Annotated in this window: 23 protein-coding genes; 15 read left to right on the top strand and 8 right to left on the bottom strand. The window is 55.3% G+C overall.

Annotated elements, in window-relative coordinates; translation table 11 throughout:
- The first annotated feature begins 135 nt into the window (after positions 1-135).
- Entirely contained in the window at positions 136-894 is a 759-nt protein-coding gene (locus O3S68_RS14405) for a M48 family metallopeptidase (protein ID WP_017457589.1), read from the top strand.
- Positions 895-1,178: 284 nt separating this feature from the next.
- On the opposite strand, the gene speA is transcribed toward O3S68_RS14405, so the two are convergent.
- The 3 genes from speA to O3S68_RS24300 form a co-directional block, all read right to left on the bottom strand.
- A complete protein-coding gene (gene speA / locus O3S68_RS14400) occupies positions 1,179-3,155 on the bottom strand; it encodes a biosynthetic arginine decarboxylase (RefSeq protein WP_071925225.1) in 1,977 nt (658 codons plus the stop codon).
- Between the two features lie 8 nt (positions 3,156-3,163).
- Positions 3,164-3,346 (bottom strand): acid stress response protein YqgB, encoded by a 183-nt coding sequence (gene yqgB / locus O3S68_RS24305; RefSeq protein WP_442913155.1) that lies wholly within the window; start codon positions 3,344-3,346, stop codon positions 3,164-3,166.
- 93 nt (positions 3,347-3,439) lie between these two features.
- Positions 3,440-3,583 carry a hypothetical protein gene (locus tag O3S68_RS24300; protein ID WP_419177757.1) on the bottom strand — a complete coding sequence of 48 codons (144 nt, stop codon included), beginning with the start codon at positions 3,581-3,583 and terminating at the stop codon, positions 3,440-3,442.
- A 438-nt stretch (positions 3,584-4,021) separates the two neighbouring features.
- Between O3S68_RS24300 and metK the strand changes: the two genes are divergently transcribed.
- The 8 genes from metK (at position 4,022) to ruvX (ending at position 11,220) form a co-directional block, all read left to right on the top strand.
- A complete protein-coding gene (gene metK / locus O3S68_RS14390) occupies positions 4,022-5,176 on the top strand; it encodes a methionine adenosyltransferase (RefSeq protein WP_020455159.1) in 1,155 nt (384 codons plus the stop codon).
- A 401-nt stretch (positions 5,177-5,577) separates the two neighbouring features.
- Positions 5,578-6,972, top strand: coding sequence for a sugar porter family MFS transporter (locus O3S68_RS14385; RefSeq protein ID WP_020455160.1), 1,395 nt, complete (start codon positions 5,578-5,580; stop codon positions 6,970-6,972).
- An 81-nt stretch (positions 6,973-7,053) separates the two neighbouring features.
- Positions 7,054-7,560, top strand: coding sequence for a SprT family zinc-dependent metalloprotease (locus O3S68_RS14380; RefSeq protein WP_017457584.1), 507 nt, complete (start codon positions 7,054-7,056; stop codon positions 7,558-7,560).
- A gap of 87 nt (positions 7,561-7,647) precedes the next feature.
- Positions 7,648-8,346: a deoxyribonuclease I gene (gene endA, locus O3S68_RS14375; RefSeq protein WP_045512830.1), complete on the top strand. Its 699-nt coding sequence runs from the start codon at positions 7,648-7,650 to the stop codon at positions 8,344-8,346.
- 81 nt (positions 8,347-8,427) lie between these two features.
- Positions 8,428-9,159, top strand: a complete 732-nt coding sequence (gene rsmE, locus O3S68_RS14370; RefSeq protein ID WP_045512833.1) for a 16S rRNA (uracil(1498)-N(3))-methyltransferase — start codon at positions 8,428-8,430, stop codon at positions 9,157-9,159.
- Between the two features lie 13 nt (positions 9,160-9,172).
- Positions 9,173-10,120 (top strand): glutathione synthase, encoded by a 948-nt coding sequence (gene gshB / locus O3S68_RS14365; RefSeq protein WP_097406108.1) that lies wholly within the window; start codon positions 9,173-9,175, stop codon positions 10,118-10,120.
- Between the two features lie 120 nt (positions 10,121-10,240).
- A complete protein-coding gene (locus tag O3S68_RS14360) occupies positions 10,241-10,804 on the top strand; it encodes a YqgE/AlgH family protein (protein ID WP_017457580.1) in 564 nt (187 codons plus the stop codon).
- Positions 10,804-11,220 (top strand): Holliday junction resolvase RuvX, encoded by a 417-nt coding sequence (ruvX, locus tag O3S68_RS14355; RefSeq protein WP_017457579.1) that lies wholly within the window; start codon positions 10,804-10,806, stop codon positions 11,218-11,220. The genes O3S68_RS14360 and ruvX overlap by 1 nt, the downstream gene beginning before the upstream one ends.
- A gap of 153 nt (positions 11,221-11,373) precedes the next feature.
- Here ruvX and O3S68_RS14350 read toward each other — a convergent pair whose 3' ends face one another.
- The gene (locus O3S68_RS14350; protein WP_044489482.1) at positions 11,374-12,066 is read right to left on the bottom strand and encodes an IclR family transcriptional regulator domain-containing protein; all 693 of its coding nucleotides are present in this window, start codon (positions 12,064-12,066) and stop codon (positions 11,374-11,376) included.
- A gap of 66 nt (positions 12,067-12,132) precedes the next feature.
- On the opposite strand from O3S68_RS14350, the gene O3S68_RS14345 reads away from it, so the two are divergent.
- Entirely contained in the window at positions 12,133-14,391 is a 2,259-nt protein-coding gene (locus O3S68_RS14345) for an FAD-dependent oxidoreductase (protein ID WP_269231784.1), read from the top strand.
- On the opposite strand, the gene O3S68_RS14340 is transcribed toward O3S68_RS14345, so the two are convergent.
- On the bottom strand, positions 14,388-15,368 hold the full coding sequence (locus O3S68_RS14340) for a type IV pilus twitching motility protein PilT (protein ID WP_269231783.1): 981 nt from the start codon (positions 15,366-15,368) through the stop codon (positions 14,388-14,390). The two genes, O3S68_RS14345 and O3S68_RS14340, sit on opposite strands and share 4 nt — an antisense overlap.
- A gap of 17 nt (positions 15,369-15,385) precedes the next feature.
- On the opposite strand from O3S68_RS14340, the gene O3S68_RS14335 reads away from it, so the two are divergent.
- From O3S68_RS14335 to hemW, 5 genes are read left to right on the top strand one after another with little or no spacing between them, the layout of a single operon-like run.
- Positions 15,386-16,090 (top strand): YggS family pyridoxal phosphate-dependent enzyme, encoded by a 705-nt coding sequence (locus O3S68_RS14335; protein WP_269231782.1) that lies wholly within the window; start codon positions 15,386-15,388, stop codon positions 16,088-16,090.
- Between the two features lie 18 nt (positions 16,091-16,108).
- A complete protein-coding gene (locus O3S68_RS14330; protein ID WP_269231781.1) occupies positions 16,109-16,675 on the top strand; it encodes a YggT family protein in 567 nt (188 codons plus the stop codon).
- Positions 16,672-16,962: a DUF167 family protein YggU gene (yggU, locus tag O3S68_RS14325; protein WP_017457573.1), complete on the top strand. Its 291-nt coding sequence runs from the start codon at positions 16,672-16,674 to the stop codon at positions 16,960-16,962. The genes O3S68_RS14330 and yggU overlap by 4 nt, the downstream gene beginning before the upstream one ends.
- An 8-nt stretch (positions 16,963-16,970) precedes the next feature.
- On the top strand, positions 16,971-17,564 hold the full coding sequence (locus tag O3S68_RS14320) for an XTP/dITP diphosphatase (protein ID WP_097406103.1): 594 nt from the start codon (positions 16,971-16,973) through the stop codon (positions 17,562-17,564).
- The gene (hemW, locus tag O3S68_RS14315; protein ID WP_269231780.1) at positions 17,557-18,693 is read left to right on the top strand and encodes a radical SAM family heme chaperone HemW; all 1,137 of its coding nucleotides are present in this window, start codon (positions 17,557-17,559) and stop codon (positions 18,691-18,693) included. The genes O3S68_RS14320 and hemW overlap by 8 nt, the downstream gene beginning before the upstream one ends.
- A gap of 188 nt (positions 18,694-18,881) precedes the next feature.
- On the opposite strand, the gene O3S68_RS14310 is transcribed toward hemW, so the two are convergent.
- The 3 genes from O3S68_RS14310 to trmB are packed head-to-tail and all read right to left on the bottom strand — an operon-like array spanning position 18,882 to position 20,702.
- Entirely contained in the window at positions 18,882-19,601 is a 720-nt protein-coding gene (locus O3S68_RS14310) for a DUF2884 domain-containing protein (RefSeq protein ID WP_020455172.1), read from the bottom strand.
- 55 nt (positions 19,602-19,656) lie between these two features.
- Positions 19,657-19,983 carry a YggL family protein gene (locus tag O3S68_RS14305; protein ID WP_020455173.1) on the bottom strand — a complete coding sequence of 109 codons (327 nt, stop codon included), beginning with the start codon at positions 19,981-19,983 and terminating at the stop codon, positions 19,657-19,659.
- Complete coding sequence (gene trmB, locus O3S68_RS14300; RefSeq protein ID WP_269231779.1) at positions 19,983-20,702, bottom strand: tRNA (guanosine(46)-N7)-methyltransferase TrmB; 720 nt, start codon at positions 20,700-20,702, stop codon at positions 19,983-19,985. Before trmB ends, O3S68_RS14305 begins: the two co-directional genes overlap by 1 nt.
- Positions 20,703-20,724: the final 22 nt, after the last annotated feature.

Genomic DNA, 20,724 nt, shown 5'->3' with positions numbered 1-20,724 from the left:
CTCTGGAAGCTGCTCGCATGTTGCGCAATCTCCTCGCCCGCCTTCTGTTCTGTTCCTTATACTTAGGCTCACCACCGGTTCGCCTGAATTGGTGTATGAACAGAATAGCTATCCAATCATTGCGGAAGAGAACAAATGAAAATTCGCCCAGCCCTGCTTGCTCTGGGAATGACCACCCTGCTTGCCGGGTGTCAGAACATGAACTCCAACGGTTTTCTCAGCTCAGGAGCGGAAGCGTTCCAGGCCTACACGTTGAGCGACGCGCAGGTAAAAGCGCTAAGCGATGACGCCTGTAAGCAGATGGACAGCAAAGCGACTATCGCCCCGGCGAGCAGCCCGTACACGCAGCGTTTGAATAAGATTGCCACCGCACTGGGTGACAACATCAATGGCCAACCGGTGAACTACAAAGTTTACGTGGCGAAAGACGTCAACGCCTTCGCCATGGCGAATGGCTGCATCCGTGTTTACAGTGCGCTGATGGACATGATGACCGATAACGAAGTTGAAGCGGTGATTGGCCACGAAATGGGCCACGTGGCGCTAGGCCATGTGAAGAAAGGCATGCAGGTTGCGCTCGGCACCAATGCGGTGCGCGCGGCGGCGGCCTCCGCAGGCGGGATTGTGGGCAGCTTGTCGCAGTCGCAGCTTGGCGCACTGGGCGAGCAACTGGTTAACTCCCAGTTCTCTCAGCGCCAGGAAGCCGAAGCGGATGACTACTCTTATGACCTGCTGCGCAAACGCGGCATCAGTCCAGCCGGGTTAGCCACCAGCTTCGAAAAACTGGCGAAGATGGAAGAAGGCCGTCAGAGTTCGATGTTTGACGATCACCCCGCCTCGGCTGAACGTGCGCAGCATATCCGCGATCGCATGGCGGCAGATGGCATTAAATAATCCAGTGGGAGGCAATCTTGCCTCCCTTTTTTTCTATGGCTGAAACCGCCTCTCGCTGAACGACGCAGAGTAACTGCCACATGCGCCGTTACCACAGGATCACTACACGTTGTTCCTTCCCGGCCTCTTTGATCTATCTGCGGCGATGCAAAGGAAGCAGATCGCGAGTAACACCGCTTTCGCGCAACGCTTCTGGCATAGAGCCCTAGATAAAAAAATCCCTTCCGCACCGTGCTGGCGAGGAAGGGATTCAGTTCGTTACCGGTCAGACGCTATAACCTGCGTTATTCGTCTTCCAGATAGGTGTAGCCGTAAAGCCCAGCTTCGAACTCTTCGAGGAACTGCTGTTGCAGCGTCTCATCAAGCCCGGTCTGTTTCACCTGATCGCGGAACTGCGTCAGCAGCGTGTTCGGATCGAGCTGCACGTACTGCAGCATATCCGCCACGGTGTCGCCTTCATCAGAAAGCTCCACTTCAACGCTACCATCCGGGAAGACAAACACGTCCACCGCTTCGGTATCGCCGAACAGGTTATGCATGTTACCGAGGATCTCCTGGTAAGCACCGACCATAAAGAAGCCCAGCATCGGCGGGTTCTCCGGATCGTATTCCGGCATCGGCATGGTGGTCGCAATCCCGTCGCCATCCACGTAGTGATCGATAGCGCCATCGGAATCACAGGTGATATCCAGCAGCACCGCACGACGTTCCGGGGCATGGTTCAACCCTTCCAGCGGCAGAACCGGGAACAGTTGATCGATCCCCCACGCATCCGGCATCGACTGGAACAGCGAGAAGTTGACGTACATTTTGTCCGCCATGCGCTCCTGCAACTCATCAATGATCGGACGATGCGCGCGGTTGCTCGGATCGAGTTGCTTCTGCACTTCGTGGCACATATTCAGATAAAGCTGCTCGGCCCACGCGCGCTCTTGCAAACTGAACGTGCCGGAGGAGTAACCGACATGGATATCGTGCAGATCCATCTGGCTGTCGTGCAGCCATTCGCGTAGCGAACGGCGGGTACCCGGTTCATGCATCTCCTGCCAGGTTTCCCACATGCTCTGCAATGCGCGCGGCGCGTCTTCAGCCGGTGGCGTCGCTGGCGTGTATTCGTTACGCTCAACGCCAATAATGTTGGAAACCAGCACGGTATGGTGCGCGGTGACGGCACGGCCAGACTCGGTGATCACCGTCGGGTGCGGCAGACCATGCTCTTCACAAGCATCGCCAATCGCCCAAATGATGTTGTTGGCGTATTCATTCAGGCCATAGTTTACTGAACAATCGGACTGGGAACGCGTACCTTCATAGTCCACGCCAAGGCCGCCGCCCACGTCAAAGCACTGAATATTGACGCCAAGCTTATGCAGCTCAACATAAAAGCGCGCCGATTCGCGCACGCCAGTGGCGATATCACGAATGTTCGCCATCTGCGAACCGAGGTGAAAATGCAGCAGTTGAATGCTGTCTAAGCGTCCGCGCTCACGCAGGATTTCCACCAGTTGCAGTACCTGGGTCGCCGCCAGACCGAATTTGGATTTTTCGCCACCGGAGGACTGCCATTTACCGGAACCCTGCGATGCCAGACGCGCACGCACGCCAAGACGCGGTACCACGTTCAGGCGCTCGGCTTCTTCCAGCACAATGGCGATTTCGGTCATTTTCTCAATCACCAGATAGACCTTATGGCCCATCTTTTCGCCAATCAGCGCGAGGCGAATGTATTCACGGTCTTTATAACCATTACACACAATCACCGAACGGGTCATGCCCGCATGCGCCAGAACCGCCATCAGTTCCGCTTTGGAGCCCGCTTCCAGCCCCAGCGGTTCGCCGGAATGGATCAGGGACTCAATCACGCGGCGATGCTGGTTCACCTTGATCGGGTAAACGAGGAAATAGTCACCGTTGTAACCGTAGGATTCACGCGCACGTTTGAAAGCGGCGTTAATCGAACGCAGACGGTGTTGCAGGATCTGCGGGAAACAGAACAGCGCGGGCAGACGTTGCCCCTGCGCTTCACGCGCTTTTACCAGCTGCGCCAGGTCGACACGGGCTTGTGGGACGTCCGGATCCGGGCAAACGCTGATATGGCCCAGCTCGTTGACGTCGTAGTAATTATTGCCCCACCAGGCAATGTTATAAGTACGAAGCATCTTGCTGGCTTCCTGGGAGCTCATCGCAACCTCCTGCATGGAACGTAGTACACCTTGTTCGCCTGCTGACGAAGGCGAAACCGAAGACATGTCGTCAGACATAACGAACCTCAATAGATGAAAGTGTATACCCTGTGCACATCACGACGCCCAAAGGCGGCCGCGCAAAAATGCATACGGATAAAATAGTTGACTACTATCGCAGTGACACATAGCGATAACAACCCATAAACAGCCTGACTTTTCAGCGCAATATGCTGAAGCACCGACTGTGCGACCGGTTTCTTATTCATATCATTGTAAAACACATATCGGGACTCGAGTATGACAGCCCGGCGAAACCACGAGAAAACCCCTGATCTAACAGGAGAGCCCTTGTTCAGTTATCACAATGCCTTACCGGCTCTGGAGTCCTGAGAAGCGCCGAAATGGGTATAACATCGGCAGGTTTGCAGATTTGAAATGCAGGTTGCGGGGAATAAACGCACGTCAGAACGACGCGACAGGTCCTGTAGAAAACAGCGCTTCATTATCTCTTATCACCTCCACGCAAGCCGTTAAGACCCGCGACAAGCCAAAGCCATTAAATTCACTGCTTAACCCGGCTGGAAGTGGCGACACAGCGTTTCTGCCGTGCGCTTTTTTAATGAGCCGCGCGCGGCGTTTTATACCGAGAACGGGGTGAAAATGCAAAATAAAAAAGCTGTGTTTGCCGCATTGCCAGGAAAATTTTCCGTCACTATTTGTGACAGGTTGTGGCGAGCATCAAAAAACGCTGGCATTAGGGTCAAGAGTTAACCTAGAATAGCCATCCAGATGTTAATCCGTCCATACGTGAAGAATGTATGCGCAGACCGATTAACACGCAGACTTCATGTGTCACCTTCTGCAGTCCGCGTCCGCCAGACGCGAAGACCTCCGGACACAGAATTCGAGCTAACCGTATTACTCCAGGGTGAAAACTTACTATGGCAAAACACCTTTTTACGTCCGAGTCCGTCTCTGAAGGGCATCCTGACAAAATCGCTGACCAAATTTCCGATGCCGTGCTGGACGCTATCCTTGAGCAGGATCCGAAAGCACGCGTTGCTTGTGAAACCTACGTCAAAACCGGCATGGTACTGGTAGGTGGTGAAATCACCACCAGCGCGTGGGTAGATATCGAAGAGATCACCCGAAACACTGTCCGTGAAATCGGCTATGTGCATTCTGACATGGGCTTTGACGCGAATTCCTGCGCCGTACTGAGCGCAATTGGTAAACAGTCTCCGGATATCAACCAGGGTGTTGACCGTGCAGACCCGCTGGAACAGGGCGCTGGCGACCAGGGCCTGATGTTTGGCTATGCGACCAATGAAACCGACGTGCTGATGCCAGCACCGATCACCTATGCTCACCGTCTGGTTCAGCGCCAGGCTGAAGTGCGTAAAAACGGCACGCTGCCGTGGCTGCGTCCGGACGCGAAAAGCCAGGTGACGTTCCAGTATGACGACGGCAAAATCGTCGGCATCGACGCGGTAGTTCTGTCTACTCAGCACGCAGAAGAGATCGATCAGAAATCCCTGCAAGAAGCGGTGATGGAAGAGATCATCAAACCGATCCTGCCGACCGAATGGCTGAACGCCTCAACCAAATTCTTCATCAACCCGACTGGCCGTTTCGTTATCGGTGGCCCAATGGGCGACTGCGGTCTGACCGGGCGTAAAATCATCGTTGATACCTACGGCGGCATGGCTCGTCACGGCGGCGGTGCATTCTCCGGTAAAGATCCATCAAAAGTTGACCGTTCTGCGGCATATGCTGCGCGTTATGTGGCGAAAAACATCGTTGCGGCTGGCCTTGCCGATCGTTGTGAAATCCAGGTTTCTTACGCTATCGGCGTGGCTGAACCGACCTCCATCATGGTGGAAACGTTCGGTACGGAGAAAATTGCCATCGAACAGCTGACGCTGCTGGTGCGCGAGTTCTTCGATCTGCGTCCGTACGGCCTGATCCAGATGCTGGATCTGCTGCATCCGATCTACAAACAAACCGCCGCATACGGTCACTTTGGGCGTGAAACTTTCCCATGGGAAAAAACCGACAAAGCGGCGCTGCTGCGTGAAGCTGCCGGTCTGGAATAATTCTCTGGCCGCGTTGCTGTTCAGGCCAGCCTTGTGCTGGCCTTTTTATTTTTGACACCGGTTCATTCCGCCGCGATTTTTTCCAGCGCCTATACTCACTTATCCCGCACCGCATTTATCTGAAAGCGATTACACCGCTGCGCTTCGCTGATTTTTCAGACTTTTCCTTTTGAAAAACGAACATAACATGACTGTTACATTCCGTTTCGGTTTAGTCTGAAACTCACCGCGCCCCCTCTCCTTTACCGCCCAACAATTCTATAATAATTAACACTTTTATTTACATTGACGGCCTTATTGCAATGTAACCGATTACACTCATGTGATGTAAATCACGTATTTTTAGTGATGAGTGGCCTACCTTTACATCGAAAAAACCAATGACATGAATGGAGGGCATAATGCCTGACAATAAAAAACAGGGGTATTCAAACAAGGCAATGACCTTCTTTGTTTGTTTCCTCGCTGCACTGGCAGGACTGCTTTTTGGCCTGGATATTGGGGTAATCGCTGGTGCGTTGCCCTTTATTACCAAAGATTTTCAGATTAGCGCACACACGCAGGAGTGGGTGGTCAGCTCAATGATGTTCGGTGCCGCCGTTGGTGCCGTCGGCAGCGGCTGGCTCTCCTGGCGCCTGGGGCGTAAAAAAAGCCTGATGATTGGCGCGATCTTGTTTGTCATCGGTTCGCTCTGTTCTGCGGCCGCACCAAACGTGGAAGTGCTGATTATTTCCCGCGTACTGCTCGGTCTGGCGGTTGGTATTGCCTCTTATACCGCGCCGCTGTATCTCTCTGAAATCGCGCCGGAAAAAATTCGCGGCAGCATGATTTCCATGTATCAGTTGATGATCACTATCGGGATTCTGGGCGCTTATCTCTCTGACACCGCGTTCAGCTATAGCGGCGCATGGCGCTGGATGCTGGGCGTTATCATCATTCCGGCGATTTTGCTGCTGATTGGCGTGTTCTTCCTGCCGGACAGTCCGCGCTGGTTTGCCGCCAAGCGCCGCTTCCATGACGCCGAACGCGTGTTGTTGCGCCTGCGCGATACCAGCGCCGAAGCGAAAAACGAGCTGGAAGAGATCCGCGAAAGCCTGCAGGTAAAACAGACCGGCTGGGCGTTGTTCAAAGAGAACAGCAACTTCCGCCGCGCGGTGTTCCTTGGCGTGTTGTTGCAGGTGATGCAGCAGTTCACCGGGATGAACGTCATCATGTATTACGCGCCGAAGATCTTTGAACTGGCGGGCTACACCAATACCACCGAGCAGATGTGGGGCACGGTGATCGTCGGTCTGACTAACGTACTGGCGACCTTTATTGCCATCGGTCTTGTCGATCGCTGGGGACGCAAACCCACGCTGGTGCTGGGCTTCCTGGTGATGGCGGCTGGTATGGGCATTTTGGGTACCATGCTGCATCTGGGTATCCATTCGCCATCGGCACAATACTTTGCTGTTGCCATGTTGCTGATGTTTATTGTTGGCTTTGCCATGAGTGCCGGTCCGTTGATTTGGGTGCTGTGTTCCGAAATTCAGCCGCTGAAAGGCCGCGACTTCGGTATCACCTGCTCCACCGCGACCAACTGGATTGCCAACATGATTGTCGGCGCAACCTTCCTGACCATGCTGAACACGCTGGGCAACGCCAACACCTTCTGGGTCTACGGCGGTCTGAACGTCTTGTTCATCGTGCTGACGCTGTGGCTGGTGCCGGAAACAAAACATGTTTCGCTGGAGCACATCGAGCGTAACCTGATGCGTGGCCGCCCGCTGCGCGAAATTGGTTCTCACAACTAACCTTAAAGGCTTCCTCTGCGGAGGAAGCCTTTGCTTTTTGCCTGTTGCACTCCAGCCCCGCCCCACCTATTCTCTGCACTTATGAAAACTCCCCGTCTTCCAATCGCTCTTCAGCAAGCCGTGATGCGCAGCCTGCGGGATAAACTCGCGCAAGCGAACCTGAAACTGGGGCGCAACTACCCGGAACCGAAACTGGTATATCAACAGCGCGGCACGGCGGCAGGCACCGCCTGGCTGGCTGATTACGAGATCCGACTTAACCCCGTATTGCTACTCGAAAACCAGCAGGCGTTTATTGAAGAGGTGGTTCCTCACGAACTGGCCCACTTGCTGGTGTGGAAGCACTTTGGTCGTGTCGCGCCGCACGGTAAAGAGTGGAAGTGGATGATGGAGAGCGTGCTCGGTGTGCCCGCTCGCCGCACACATCAGTTCGAACTGGAATCTGTGCGGCCCAATACTTTCCCATACCATTGCAAATGCCAGCAGCACCAGTTAACGGTACGACGACACAATCGCGTGCTGCGCGGCGAGGCGGTTTACCGCTGCGTACACTGCGGCGAGCCGCTGGCTGCTGGCGCGAGTAACTGAATCCATTAAGAAGTTTTCCGCGCGAACTGATTGCATCAGGCAACAGCTTCCGCTACGTTGCGAACTCGTTTTGACAGGGAGTTCGCCATGTTTCGTTTTATCTCACTCTTCTTCGCGCTGATAGCAGTTCCCGCCTTCGCAGCGGACGGCATCAACAGTTTTGCCCAGGCCAAAGCAGCGGGCGTCAAAGTTAACGCCGATGTGCCGGGAGATTTTTACTGCGGCTGTAAAATTAACTGGCAGGGTAAAAAAGGGGTTATCGACCTCGCGTCTTGCGGCTATCAGGTACGTAAAAACGAAAACCGTGCCAGCCGGGTCGAATGGGAACATGTCATGCCAGCCTGGCAGTTCGGCCATCTGCGCCAGTGCTGGCAGGATGGCGGGCGTAAAAACTGCGCCAACGATCCGGTGTACCGTAAAATCGAAAGCGATATGCACAACCTGCAACCCGCCGTCGGCGAGGTAAACGGCGATCGCGGCAACTTTATGTACGGTCAATGGAACGGCGGTGAAAGCCAGTATGGCCAGTGCGGCATGAAAATCGATTTCAAAGAAAAACTCGCCGAGCCGCCGGAACGCGCTCGCGGTGCGATTGCCCGTACCTATTTCTATATGCGTGACCAGTACCAACTTAGCCTTTCACGCCAGCAAACGCAGCTTTTCACCGCCTGGGACAAGCTTTATCCGGTAACCGACTGGGAGTGCAAACGTGACGAGCGCATCGCCAACGTGCAGGGCAACCATAACCCTTACGTGCAGCGCGCTTGCATGGCGCGAAAGAGCTAACCTACACTAGCGGCATTTGTTACAGTCCGCCCCGCCCGTTAATTCCGGCCGGGGCTGCAACCTAAGCGGATTCGAAATACCATGCGCATTCCCCGCATCCACCACCCAGAACTTATCCAGCCAGGCCATGATATCGCCCTCAGCGAAGATGCCGCTAACCATGTCGGCCGCGTGCTGCGTATGGGGCAAGGCCAGGCCATTCAGCTTTTCGACGGCTCCAATCAGGTGTTTGAGGCCGAAATTATCCGCGCCGATAAAAAAAGCGTGGTGGTGAAAATTCTTGGCAGTGAAGTGGACGATCGTGAATCGCCGCTGCATATTCACCTCGGCCAGGTGATGTCGCGTGGTGAAAAAATGGAATTCACTATCCAGAAATCGATTGAGCTTGGGGTAAGCCTCATTACGCCACTTTTTTCTGAGCGCTGCGGGGTTAAACTGGATGCTGAACGCCTGAACAAGAAGCTTCAGCAGTGGCAAAAAATTGCCATTGCCGCTTGTGAACAGTGCGGCCGCAACCGGGTGCCGGAAATACGTCCGGCCATGGATCTCGAAGCCTGGTGCGCCGAAGAGGAAACAGGCTTAAAGCTGAACCTGCATCCGCGCGCCAGCCAGAGCATTAACACGCTGCCGCTGCCCGTTGAACGCGTGCGCTTACTGATTGGCCCGGAGGGCGGGTTATCCGCCGACGAGATTGCGATGACCGCGCGTTATCAGTTCACAGATATTTTGTTAGGCCCCCGTGTGCTACGCACAGAGACTACGGCGCTTACCGCCATCACCGCGCTTCAGGTGCGCTTCGGCGACCTGGGTTGAAAGGAGAAGCAGAATGATCAAGCTCGGTATCGTGATGGATCCCATCGCGGACATCAATATCAAAAAAGACTCCAGCTTCGCCATGCTGCTGGAAGCTCAGCGCCGCGGCTACGAGCTGCACTATATGGAGATGGCAGATCTTTATCTGATTAACGGTGAAGCCCGCGCCCGTACCCGCACGTTGTCCGTCGAACACAATTACGACAAATGGTATGAATTCGGCAGCGAACAGGATCTTGCTCTCGCTGAGCTGGACACCATCCTGATGCGTAAAGATCCGCCGTTCGATACCGAATATATTTATGCGACGTACATCCTTGAACGCGCGGAAGAAAAAGGCACGCTGATCGTTAACAAACCGCAGAGCCTGCGCGACTGCAACGAAAAACTGTTCACCGCCTGGTTCCCGGAGTTAACCCCGGAAACGCTGGTTACGCGCAACAAAGCACAGTTAAAAGCCTTCTGGCAGAAGCACACCGACATCATTCTTAAGCCGCTGGACGGCATGGGCGGTACCTCAATTTTCCGCGTTAAAGAGGGCGATCCAAACCTCTCGGTTATCGCCGAAACGCTCACAGAGTTGGGCAGCCGCTACTGCATGGCGCAAAACTACCTGCCCGCCATCAAAGATGGCGACAAACGTGTGCTGGTCGTTGATGGCGAACCGGTGCCTTACTGTCTGGCGCGCATTCCGCAGGGCGGTGAAACTCGCGGTAACCTCGCCGCAGGTGGACGCGGCGAACCGCGTCCGTTAAGCGAAAGCGACTGGGCTATCGCGCGTAAAGTCGCGCCGGTGCTGAAAGCCAAAGGGTTGATCTTTGTCGGACTGGATATTATCGGCGATCGCCTGACTGAAATTAACGTCACCAGCCCAACCTGCATTCGCGAAATCGAAGCGGAATTCCCGATCTCCATTACCGGTATGTTGATGGACGCTATCGAGAAACGCCTCGGAAAATAACTGTCATAGAAAGGTGCGGGACGGATCCCGCCCCTCGCCAGCTTTGGCTAGTGACAGCACTCCGCTTTCCCCCCATACTAGGCTGTCGCTTTTTTGAACCAGGAAACAGAACCTCTGACAATGAATTTACAGCATCACTTTCTTATTGCCATGCCTGCTCTTCAGGATCCCCTCTTTCGTCGCTCCGTGGTTTACATTTGCGAGTACAACGATGAAGGTGCGATGGGGCTGATTATTAATAAGCCTCTGGAAAACCTGAAAGTGGAAGGTGTTCTGGAAAAACTCAAAATCCAGCCCACAGAACGCGATCCGGCAATCCGCCTGGATAAACCGGTGCTGCTTGGCGGCCCGCTGGCCGAAGATCGCGGTTTTATTCTGCACACGCCACCAGCGGCATTCTCGTCGAGCATTCGCGTGTCGGATAACACCGTGATCACCACCTCGCGCGATGTGCTGGAGACGCTTGGCACGGCAGAGCAACCGAGCGAAGTGCTGGTAGCGCTGGGTTATGCCTCGTGGGAGAAAGGGCAGCTCGAGGAGGAGATCCTTGATAATGCCTGGCTCACTGCGCCTGCGGATCTCAACATTCTGTTTAAAACGCCGATCGCCGATCGCTGGCGTGAAGCGGCCAAACTTATCGGTATCGATATCTCAACCATGCCTGGCGTGGCAGGGCACGCCTGATGAGCGGAACCCTGTTAGCCTTTGATTTCGGTACCAAAAGCATTGGCGTTGCCATCGGGCAGCGTATCACGGGCACCGCTCGCCCACTCAGCGCGCTGAAAGCGCAGGACGGCACACCGGACTGGAAGCTTATCGAAAAGCTGTTAAAAGAGTGGCAGCCCGAGTCTGTCATTGTGGGTTTGCCGTTGAATATGGACGGCACCGAGCAACCCCTTACCGCCCGTGCCCGTAACTTTGCCAATAAAGTTCATGGCCGTTTTGGCGTGCAGGTGACGCTGCATGATGAGCGTTTAAGCACCGTAGAAGCCCGCGCCGGGCTGTTTGAACGCGGCGGTTTTCGCGCGCTCGACAAAGGAAGTGTCGATTCCGCTTCCGCAGTCATCATCCTTGAGAGCTACTTCGAACAACATTTCTGAACCTGTCCCGACCAGCCGTTCTCCCTGTTCCTGACCCGACGAAAGCCGCGACCTGTTCGCGGCTTTCTGCCGATCGTTCTCACAGTTTCTGGCTGTGCTTTTTGCATTTCATCGCGTGTTTCTATAAAAGAAACATAGTGGCGTTAGCCAGCGTCAGGATTTTTCCGTCAGGCGTTCGACCAGCGCGTGAAGTGCCTGCAGCCGTGTGTCCACTACCGTGTCGTCAACGTGCCACATTCCGGCAAAGGCAAGTGCGGCGGAGTGCGCACCAAGCGGTTTTGCCATCGAGACTTCTCCGTCATCATGGTGCCAGACCACATGGCCGCGCTCGCGTTGCTCGGCAACATGCGGACCAAGCAGTCGCCACTGCTCTTCGCTAAAGCGCTGTTGCAGGGTTTCATCACTTTCTGCCGCCAGTAAGGCCATGCCGATGACAGACTGCCAGGCCGGAAGCATATGAAAACCAGCCAGCGCCTGGCTGACCTGGCTACCGGGCTCGGAGTGATAGATATAGATCACCTGATCCTCCCAGAGCACGCCCATTGCCACCACGATATCTTTCGGGGCATGGCTTTCCAGTAGTGGCAGCGCCTGGGAAAACAGTGCCGAACCACGAATAGCCTGCGCTGCCAGCGCATGGATACCGGGACCGGGCAGATAGCGGCGCTGTGCGTCCTGCATCGTCAGGCCAATAGAAGCCATGGTCATCAACAACCGGTTTACACGGGTTGTGTTAATGCCCATCAGGCGAGCCAGTTCGCGACAGCCAATGGCGCGATCGCTGGAAACCAGATACTGCAGGCAGCGAATGCCGTCGATCAGGCTTTGATTGGGTTGTGAAGACATTGCAGGTTCACTTTTCAGGTTGCTCGAAAAACCGATTTTACCGCCAGTAAAGAAGGAAACAAGGTTATGAAAATCTTTCCTCAAACCGATGCCAGAACATTTCCAACGCAGCAACTGCACGCAGACCTGTTAGTTGCGGGTGGCGGGCTGGCGGGGCTTTGCGCCGCGCTGGCGGCAGCGCGAGACGGCTTGCAAGTGGTGCTTGTTCAGGACAGACCGGTGCTTGGCGGAAATGCCTCCAGCGAAGTGCGTCTGTGGGCCAACGGCGCAACCTCCCATATGGGTAATAATAACCGTTGGGCACGCGAAGGCGGCATCATGGGCGAAATCATGGAAGAGAACCTCTGGCGGAACAAAGAGGGAAACCCGGTGATGTTCGACCTCGTGTTGCTGGATCTTGCCAAAAGCCAGCCGGGGCTGACATTGCTGCTCAATACCGCCGTCTTTGAGGTCGAAAAAACGGAAAATGCCCTCACTGCGGTAAAAGCCTTCAACCCGATTAACGAGACCTTTTACAGCGTAAGCGCCGCGCAGTTCTGCGATGCTACCGGCGACGGCGTGCTCGGTTTTCTGGCGGGCGCAGAATACCGTGAAGGCGCGGAAGGAGAGGAAGAACTGGGTGAAAAAATGGCGCCCGGTGACAATTTTGGCCATAAGCTGGGCCACTCCATCTATTTCTACACGAAGCAAACCGCCGGGCCGGTCAACTTTGTTCCCCCCTCTTTCGCCCTGAGAGATATCACCGCAATCCCGCGCTACAAGCGCCTGACGTCAACGCTGAACGGCTGCGATTTATGGTGGCTGGAATGGGGAGGCCGCCTCGATACCGTGCACGAAAGTGAAGAGATCAAATGGGAACTGTGGAAGATTGTCTGGGGCGTCTGGGATCATATTAAAAACTCTGGCGAATTCCCTGAAGCTGCCAGTATGACTATCGAATGGGTCGGCGCGATCCCCGGCAAACGCGAAAGCCGCCGTTTCCTTGGCGATCATTTGCTGTGCCAGCAGGACATTATTGAGCAACGCGATCACTATGACGCCGTGGGTTATGGCGGCTGGTCGATAGATTTGCACCCGGCTGATGGCGTGTACAGCACCCACGACGGCTGTCGGCAGTTTCACAGCAAAGGCACCTACACCATTCCGTTTCGCAGCCTCTACAGCCGCTCGCTCGATAACTTATTGCTTACCGGGCGGCTCATCTCCGCCTCGCATGTCGCCTTCGGCAGCGCCCGCGTAATGTGTACCTGCGGTCTGCTGGGCGAAGTTGTCGGACGCGCCGCTGCGCAGTGTAAAGCACTTAACCTGCTGCCGCGTGAGCTGGCGCAGCGGGAGCATATCAGCGCTTTGCAGCAACATTTACAGGCCACTGGCTGTTATATCCCACGCCAGTGGCTGAACGACCCGGCGCAAGGCGCCACCGTCAGCGCCAGCAGCGAATACCAACTGAGCGAGCTGGAACCCAACGGCAACTGGCAGTCGCTTTCGGAGCGCATGGCGATACTGTTACCCGTACGCGCAGGCGCGCAACTGCCCGAAATGACGCTGCGTTTACGGGCATCAACACCGCAGCCACTGGCGGTTTCGCTGCTTGGCAGTGCACGCGCCGGGAACTTCACCCCGGACTATCAATACGACGAAAACGTGCTTCAGGTCTCCGGCGAAGCAGAGCACACCCTGGCCTTCCAGTGGCAAAGCGATCGCGATCAGTACGTATTTGTCGCTTTCGAAGCGCAGGAAAATATCGAAATTGCGCTCACGAATACCCACCTGCCAGGCCTTATGACGGTCTTTAACAGCCTTAACGCCCGTGTGGCAAAACACACCCGGCAGGTCGCAGATGGCGATTATGGCGTCGACGAGTTCGATTTCTGGCTGCCACGCCGCCATCCGCAGCAGATCTTCCCCGCCCTGCGTTTCAGCCAGCCACTGAATGGCTGGTGTGCGCAGAATGTATTAAATGGCCGCTTGCGTCCGGAGCAGCAAATCAACGCATGGACACCGGCCACAGATGATGTCGCCCCGGAGATCATCTGGCGCTGGGCGGAGCCGCAAACGCTGCGGCATCTGACGCTGGTGCAGGACAACGACTTCGATAACGCGATGGAGTCGGTCCAGATGGGCCACCACTATGCTGTAACGCCGCATTGCATCACCCACTACCGTCTGTGGGCCGATGAAGAGCCCCTGGCCGAGGTAGAAAATAACCACCACTCGGTGTGCCAGCACAGGCTGGAAGTACCGCTGACGGTGCGAAGCGTCAGGCTGGAGATCCTGAAAACGGCGGGCGCGCTGCCTGCGGTTTACTCGCTAAACATCCGCTAAAGCCAGCCTTGCAACACTCGCTGTTGGTGGCTTTGTGCAAAGGTTTGCATCCCCGCCTGTTGCCCGGTTTGCATTACGCCGGGCAACTGGTGGGTTTTGCCTTCGCGGATCAGGCTCGCCACCGCCGGAGAGGTGATCAGCAACTCGAATAATGCCACTCGCCCTCCCCGCTTGTCCGCCTCAAGTTTTTGCGCCAGCACCGCCTGCAGGCTTCCCGCCAGTTGGCTGCGCACAGGATCTTTTTCTTGCGCCGGAAAGATATCGACCAACCTCTCTACCGCTTGTGCCGCACCGCGCGTATGCAGCGTCGCCAGCACCAGATGTCCGGTTTCTGCGGCGGTCAACGCCAGACGGATGGTCTCGCTGTCGCGCAACTCACCGAGCAGGATCACATCCGGATCCTCACGCAGCGCCGCGCGCAGGCCGTCGGCAAATGACATGCAATGCAAACCCACTTCCCGCTGCTGAATCAGGCAGCGGTTGCTGGTGTGAACAAACTCGATCGGATCTTCCAGCGTCAGAATATGCGCATCGTTATGCTGATTCAGATAATCCACCATGGCTGCCAGAGTGGTGGATTTGCCGCTGCCGGTCGCGCCCGTCACCAGAATCAGGCCGTTTTCCCGCCCAAGTAATTCGCTCAGGGGCGCAGGGGCGTCCAGCTCGCTGAGCAGTGGGCAGCTTTGCGGTAGCAAGCGTAACGCCAGCGAAACACCTCCGTGACGCGTAAAGGCTCCTGCCCGCAGCCTGTGCCCCGCGGCTGTCGTCAGGGCAAAATCGACCTGCCCCCGCTCTCGCCACAGACGCTGCTGAGCCGTATTGAGGTGCAAATCAATCAGCCCGGCGAGATCCGCTATTTCAAACGGCGCAGGTTCCAGACGGCCTTGCTGCCGCCAGCGCGGCACAGAGCCACTGCACAGGTGTAGATCCGAGACATTATGCTTTACACTAAGCGCCACTATTTCTTCTATATCCATATAGCCATCCTGGAATCATGAACGATATTGCGCATAACCTGGCACAGGTCCGGGACAAAATCTCAGCCGCCGCAGCGCGCTGCGGCCGTGCTTCAGAAGAAGTGACATTGCTTGCAGTGAGCAAAACCAAACCTGCGAGCGTTGTCGCAGAAGCGATCGACGCCGGGCAACGTGCTTTTGGCGAAAACTATGTTCAGGAAGGGGTGGATAAAATTAACCACTTCAGGCAACTGGGCGTTCAGGGTCTGCAATGGCACTTTATTGGCCCGCTACAGTCCAACAAAAGCCGTCTGGTGGCGGAGAACTTCGACTGGTGCCACACGGTAGACAGGTTGCGTATTGCCAGTCGTTTAAGCGAGCAGCGCCCGGCAACGTTAGCGCCGCTGAATGTGCTTATCCAAATCAACATCAGTGATGAGCAGAGCAAATCCGGTATCGCGCTCAGCGAGCTGGATGCGCTGGCCGCTCAGGTAGCCGAGCTACCCGGCGTTTGCCTGCGCGGGTTGATGGCGATACCTGCGCCGGAAACTGATTACGAACGCCAGTTTGCCGTGGCACGGCAAATGGCTGTAGCATTTGAAGCGTTGAAAACACGCTATCCGACGGTGGATACCCTGTCGTTGGGCATGTCCGACGATATGACCGCCGCCATTGCGGCGGGAAGCACGATGGTGCGCATTGGTACGGCCATTTTTGGTGCGCGCGATTACACGAAAAATTAAGGAAAACTGAGGAACGCCATGAAGACGTTGACTTTCCTGCTCTCGACAGTGATTGAACTCTACACAATGGTTCTGCTGTTACGTGTCTGGATGCAGTGGGCACGCTGTGATTTTTACAACCCGTTTTCGCAGTTCGTGGTCAAGGCCACGCAGCCGATTGTCGGGCCGCTGCGCCGCGTGCTGCCCGCGATGGGGCCGCTGGATAGCGCCTCGCTGCTGATTGCTTTTGTTCTGTCGTTTATTAAAGCGATACTGATCTTTATGGTCATCACCTTCCAGCCGATTATCTGGGCCTCCGCCCTGCTGATTTTACTCAAAACCATCGGCTTGATGATTTTCTGGGTGCTGCTGGCTATGGCCATCATGAGTTGGGTCAGTCAGGGACGCAGCCCGGTGGAGTATGTGCTCATGCAGTTGACCGAGCCGCTGCTGCGCCCAATCCGCAGTCTGCTGCCGGCCATGGGCGGCATCGATTTTTCACCGATGATTCTGGTGCTGCTGCTGTATGTTCTGAATATGGGGATTGCGGAATTGCTGCAATCTACCGGCGATATTCTGCTGCCGGGGCTGTGGATGGCACTATGAGTGCCGTTGTTACCTGTGAAGACGGGCTGGTGTTGCGGCTATATATTCAGCCTAAAGCCAGCCGTGACGCCATTATCGGGCTGCATGGCGACGAGTTAAAAGTCGCCATCACCGCCCCGCCAGTGGACGGCCAGGCCAATGCGCACCTGGTAAAATTCCTCGCTAAGCAGTTCCGCGTGGCGAAAAACCAGGTCGTGATTGAAAAAGGCGAACTGGGCCGCCACAAACAGATTAAAATCTCACATCCGCAACAGATCCCGACGGAAGTCGCGGCACTGATACATTAGGATCCGCTATGCAAAAAGTTGTCCTCGCTACCGGTAATGCCGGTAAGGTGCGCGAGCTGGCCTCGCTGCTGAATGATTTTGGCTTTGATGTTGTCGCACAAACTGAGTTGGGCGTCGAGTCCGCCGAAGAGACCGGCCTGACGTTTATTGAAAACGCGATCCTCAAAGCGCGCCACGCAGCGCAAGTTACTGGCCTGCCTGCGATTGCCGACGATTCAGGCCTGGCTGTCGATGCCCTCGGCGGTGCGCCGGGCATTTATTCCGCCCGTTATTCCGGCGTTGATGCCAGCGACCAGCAGAATCTGGAAAAACTGCTCGACGCGCTAAAAGATGTGCCGGACGCTGAGCGCAAAGCGCAATTCCATTGCGTACTGGTCTATATGCGTCATGCGGATGACCCGACCCCGCTGGTGTGCCACGGCAGTTGGCCTGGCGTGATTACGCGGCAGCCTGCCGGTAACGGCGGCTTTGGCTACGATCCGATTTTCTTTGTCCCTGCTGAGGGCAAAACCGCAGCGGAGCTCACCCGCGAAGAAAAAAGCGCGATCTCCCACCGTGGACAAGCGTTGAAACTGTTACTGGAAGCACTGCGTAATGGCTGATTTGCCGCCTCTGAGCCTTTATATACATATTCCGTGGTGCGTACAGAAATGCCCGTACTGCGATTTCAATTCCCACGCATTAAAGGGCGAAGTGCCACACGACGACTACGTTCAGCATTTGCTTAACGATCTCGATGCCGATGTCGCCTACGCGCAGGGACGTGAAATAAAGACCATTTTTATTGGTGGCGGTACGCCGAGCCTGCTCTCTGGTCCGGCAATGCAAACATTGCTGGACGGCGTACGTGCGCGTTTGCCGCTCGCACTGGATGCAGAAATAACCATGGAAGCCAACCCCGGAACCGTGGAAGCCGACCGCTTTGTCGACTACCAGCGTGCCGGCGTGAACCGCATTTCCATTGGCGTACAAAGTTTTAGCGAAACGAAGTTACAGCGCCTTGGGCGTATTCACGGCCCGCAGGAAGCCAAACGCGCCGCGCACCTGGCGAGCGGGCTGGGGCTACGCAGCTTTAACCTTGATTTAATGCACGGCCTGCCGGATCAGTCGCTGGAAGAAGCGCTGGACGACTTGCGCCAGGCGATTGCGCTCAACCCGCCGCATCTGTCGTGGTATCAGCTCACCATTGAACCTAATACGCTGTTTGGATCACGCCCTCCGGTGCTGCCAGACGACGATGCGCTCTGGGACATTTTCGAACAGGGCCACCAGATCCTTACCGCCGCCGGGTATCAACAATATGAAACCTCGGCTTACGCGAAACCTGGCTACCAGTGTCAGCACAATCTCAACTACTGGCGTTTTGGCGACTATCTGGGGATTGGTTGCGGTGCGCACGGTAAAGTGACGTTGCCGGATGGGCGTATCCTGCGCACGGCAAAAACCCGTCATCCACGCGGTTATATGCAGGGCAATTACCTGGATAAGCAGCACGATGTGGAGACGCAAGATAAACCGTTTGAATTCTTTATGAACCGTTTCCGCCTGCTTGAACCCGCACCGCGTGCAGATTTCTCACGCTATACCGGCCTGGATGAGCGCGTTATTCGCCCGCAAATTGAGGAAGCACTGAAGCTGAATTATTTGACGGAAAGTGAAGAGAGCTGGCAGATAACAGAACACGGTAAATTATTTCTTAATTCCATGCTGGAACTATTTCTTGCCGAATAATTCCGGTGCTGGCTGTTCGGTTATTGGAATAGCCAGCCAGATAATTATCAGGCAATTCCAAAGAATACCCTGTCACCACAGAACATAATCCCGCCGCTCAACGCCGTCAGGATGAAGGCACAGCGAGAAAGAGTGGCGCGGAAGGTAAAAAAACACAGCCTTCGTACAAAGAAGGCTGCTGATTGCGGTTACTTAAGTCCTGAGGTTAACGCCTTCCGGCTCTCTTCCAGCGTCACTACACGCTTACAAACATCTTTCCCGAACTGCTGGAAATCCGCTTCCTGGTTTTTCCACTCGTTCTGGATAGCGGTCTGTAAACCGCCGAGGCTGCCTAAGACGTTTTGTAATGGGTTACCGCCGCTTTTCAGCACCGCTTTCGCGCCCATTTCATTAATGCTGTCCTGCAGAATGCCGCCCATCGCCTGGTTCACCAGTTGCTGGCCGTCCGCACGCACTTGCTCAATCGCTTTATAGTGGAAGGTCAGGCCATCGCTACGATGCTCAATAATGCGATTCATCTGCTCTTTTAATTGCGCATCTAGCTTGGTCAGGCGATTACGCATGCTGCTGCTTTCACCGACCTCTTTGACGATGATTTTATCCAGCGCAATGCGGTTTTTCTCCACGCGGCTACGCGCACCATTGTCAATCCACGGCAGCGCGCTGCGCAGTTCTGCCTGGTAATCTTTTGCCTGCTCGCGCTGAGCGGCGCTAAGGGTCGGTTGTTTGCCGTTGAACATCACGTTGCCATCCGGTGTGATAACCAGATTGCCGTTCTCGCCTTTCACCTGCACGGTTTGCGGATTGATGATCACATCGTCACGCGGCGTGACGCTACATTGATAGTCGGCCTGAGCCGCGAATGCTGTAAGCGTTAGAGCCGCCGCCAGTAGCGTTTTGCGCATCATAAAAACTCCTGTAGAGACAAAACGGGCCAGCAAATGCTGGCCCCTTATGTTTTAGTTAGTCCCACCAAACGTCGAAAAGTTCGCTCACGCGTACCTCAGTCAACTGGTGTTCTTCAAGCCATTTACGCACGATGGCCTGATGCTCTTCAGTACATTTGCCAATCTCTTGCAGGCAAATCAGACCATCCCACGCCAGATAACCGCTACCGTCAAACGCCAGCTTGTTCGGCTCAATCACTTCCTGAATAAAGTCATCAACCGTTTTATCAATCTGCTCTTCGCTGGTGCCTTCCGGGAAGCGCCATGCAACAGAAAAACCCAGTTCCTGAAATTCATCGATATGCATTTTTTTACGCAAACGACGGCTGCGGTTTGTTGCCATTATTTCACCCTCTCGAACATTAAGTCCCATACGCCGTGACCAAGACGATGGCCACGCTGTTCAAATTTGGTTACCGGGCGCGACTCTGGACGCAGCACAAAGTCGTTTGTCGCCGACAGGTTTTTGTAACCGTCGATGGAAGTCATCACTTCCAGCATATGCTGCGCGTAGGCTTCCCAGTCAGTCGCCATATGAAACACGCCGCCCAGCTTGAGCTTGCTTTTCACCAGTTCAGCAAAGGGTACCTGAACGATGCGGCGTTTATTATGACGCGCTTTGTGCCACGGGTCAGGGAAAAAGAGCTGCACCATATTCAAAGAATTGTCAGGGATCATCTTGTGCAACACTTCTACAGCGTCGTGGCACATTACGCGCAGGTTTTCCACGCCCTCTTCATGTGCGGAGGAGAGGCAAGCGCCAACGCCCGGCGAATGTACTTCAATGCCGAGGAAATCCTGCTCCGGTCGCGTTTTCGCCATTTCAACCAGCGACGCGCCCATACCAAAACCGATCTCCAGCGTGACAGGAGCTGTGCGGCCAAACAGCGTGGCGAAATCCAGCGGCTGCTCAGTGAACTCAACGCCCATCACCGGCCAGTAATTATCCAGCGCGTGTTGCTGCCCTTTCGTCAGGCGGCCCTGGCGACGGACAAAGCTGCGAATGCGGCGCAACGGGCGGCCGTTTTCATCAAATTCCGGTGAAATGACGTCGTTATTCATAAAGTGATCTGCTTGTGAGAGT

The organism is Kosakonia sp. SOY2 (assembly GCF_027109175.1).
In the GTDB taxonomy this organism is placed as follows: domain Bacteria; phylum Pseudomonadota; class Gammaproteobacteria; order Enterobacterales; family Enterobacteriaceae; genus Kosakonia.
This window is presented reverse-complemented; position numbering and strand designations above follow the sequence as displayed.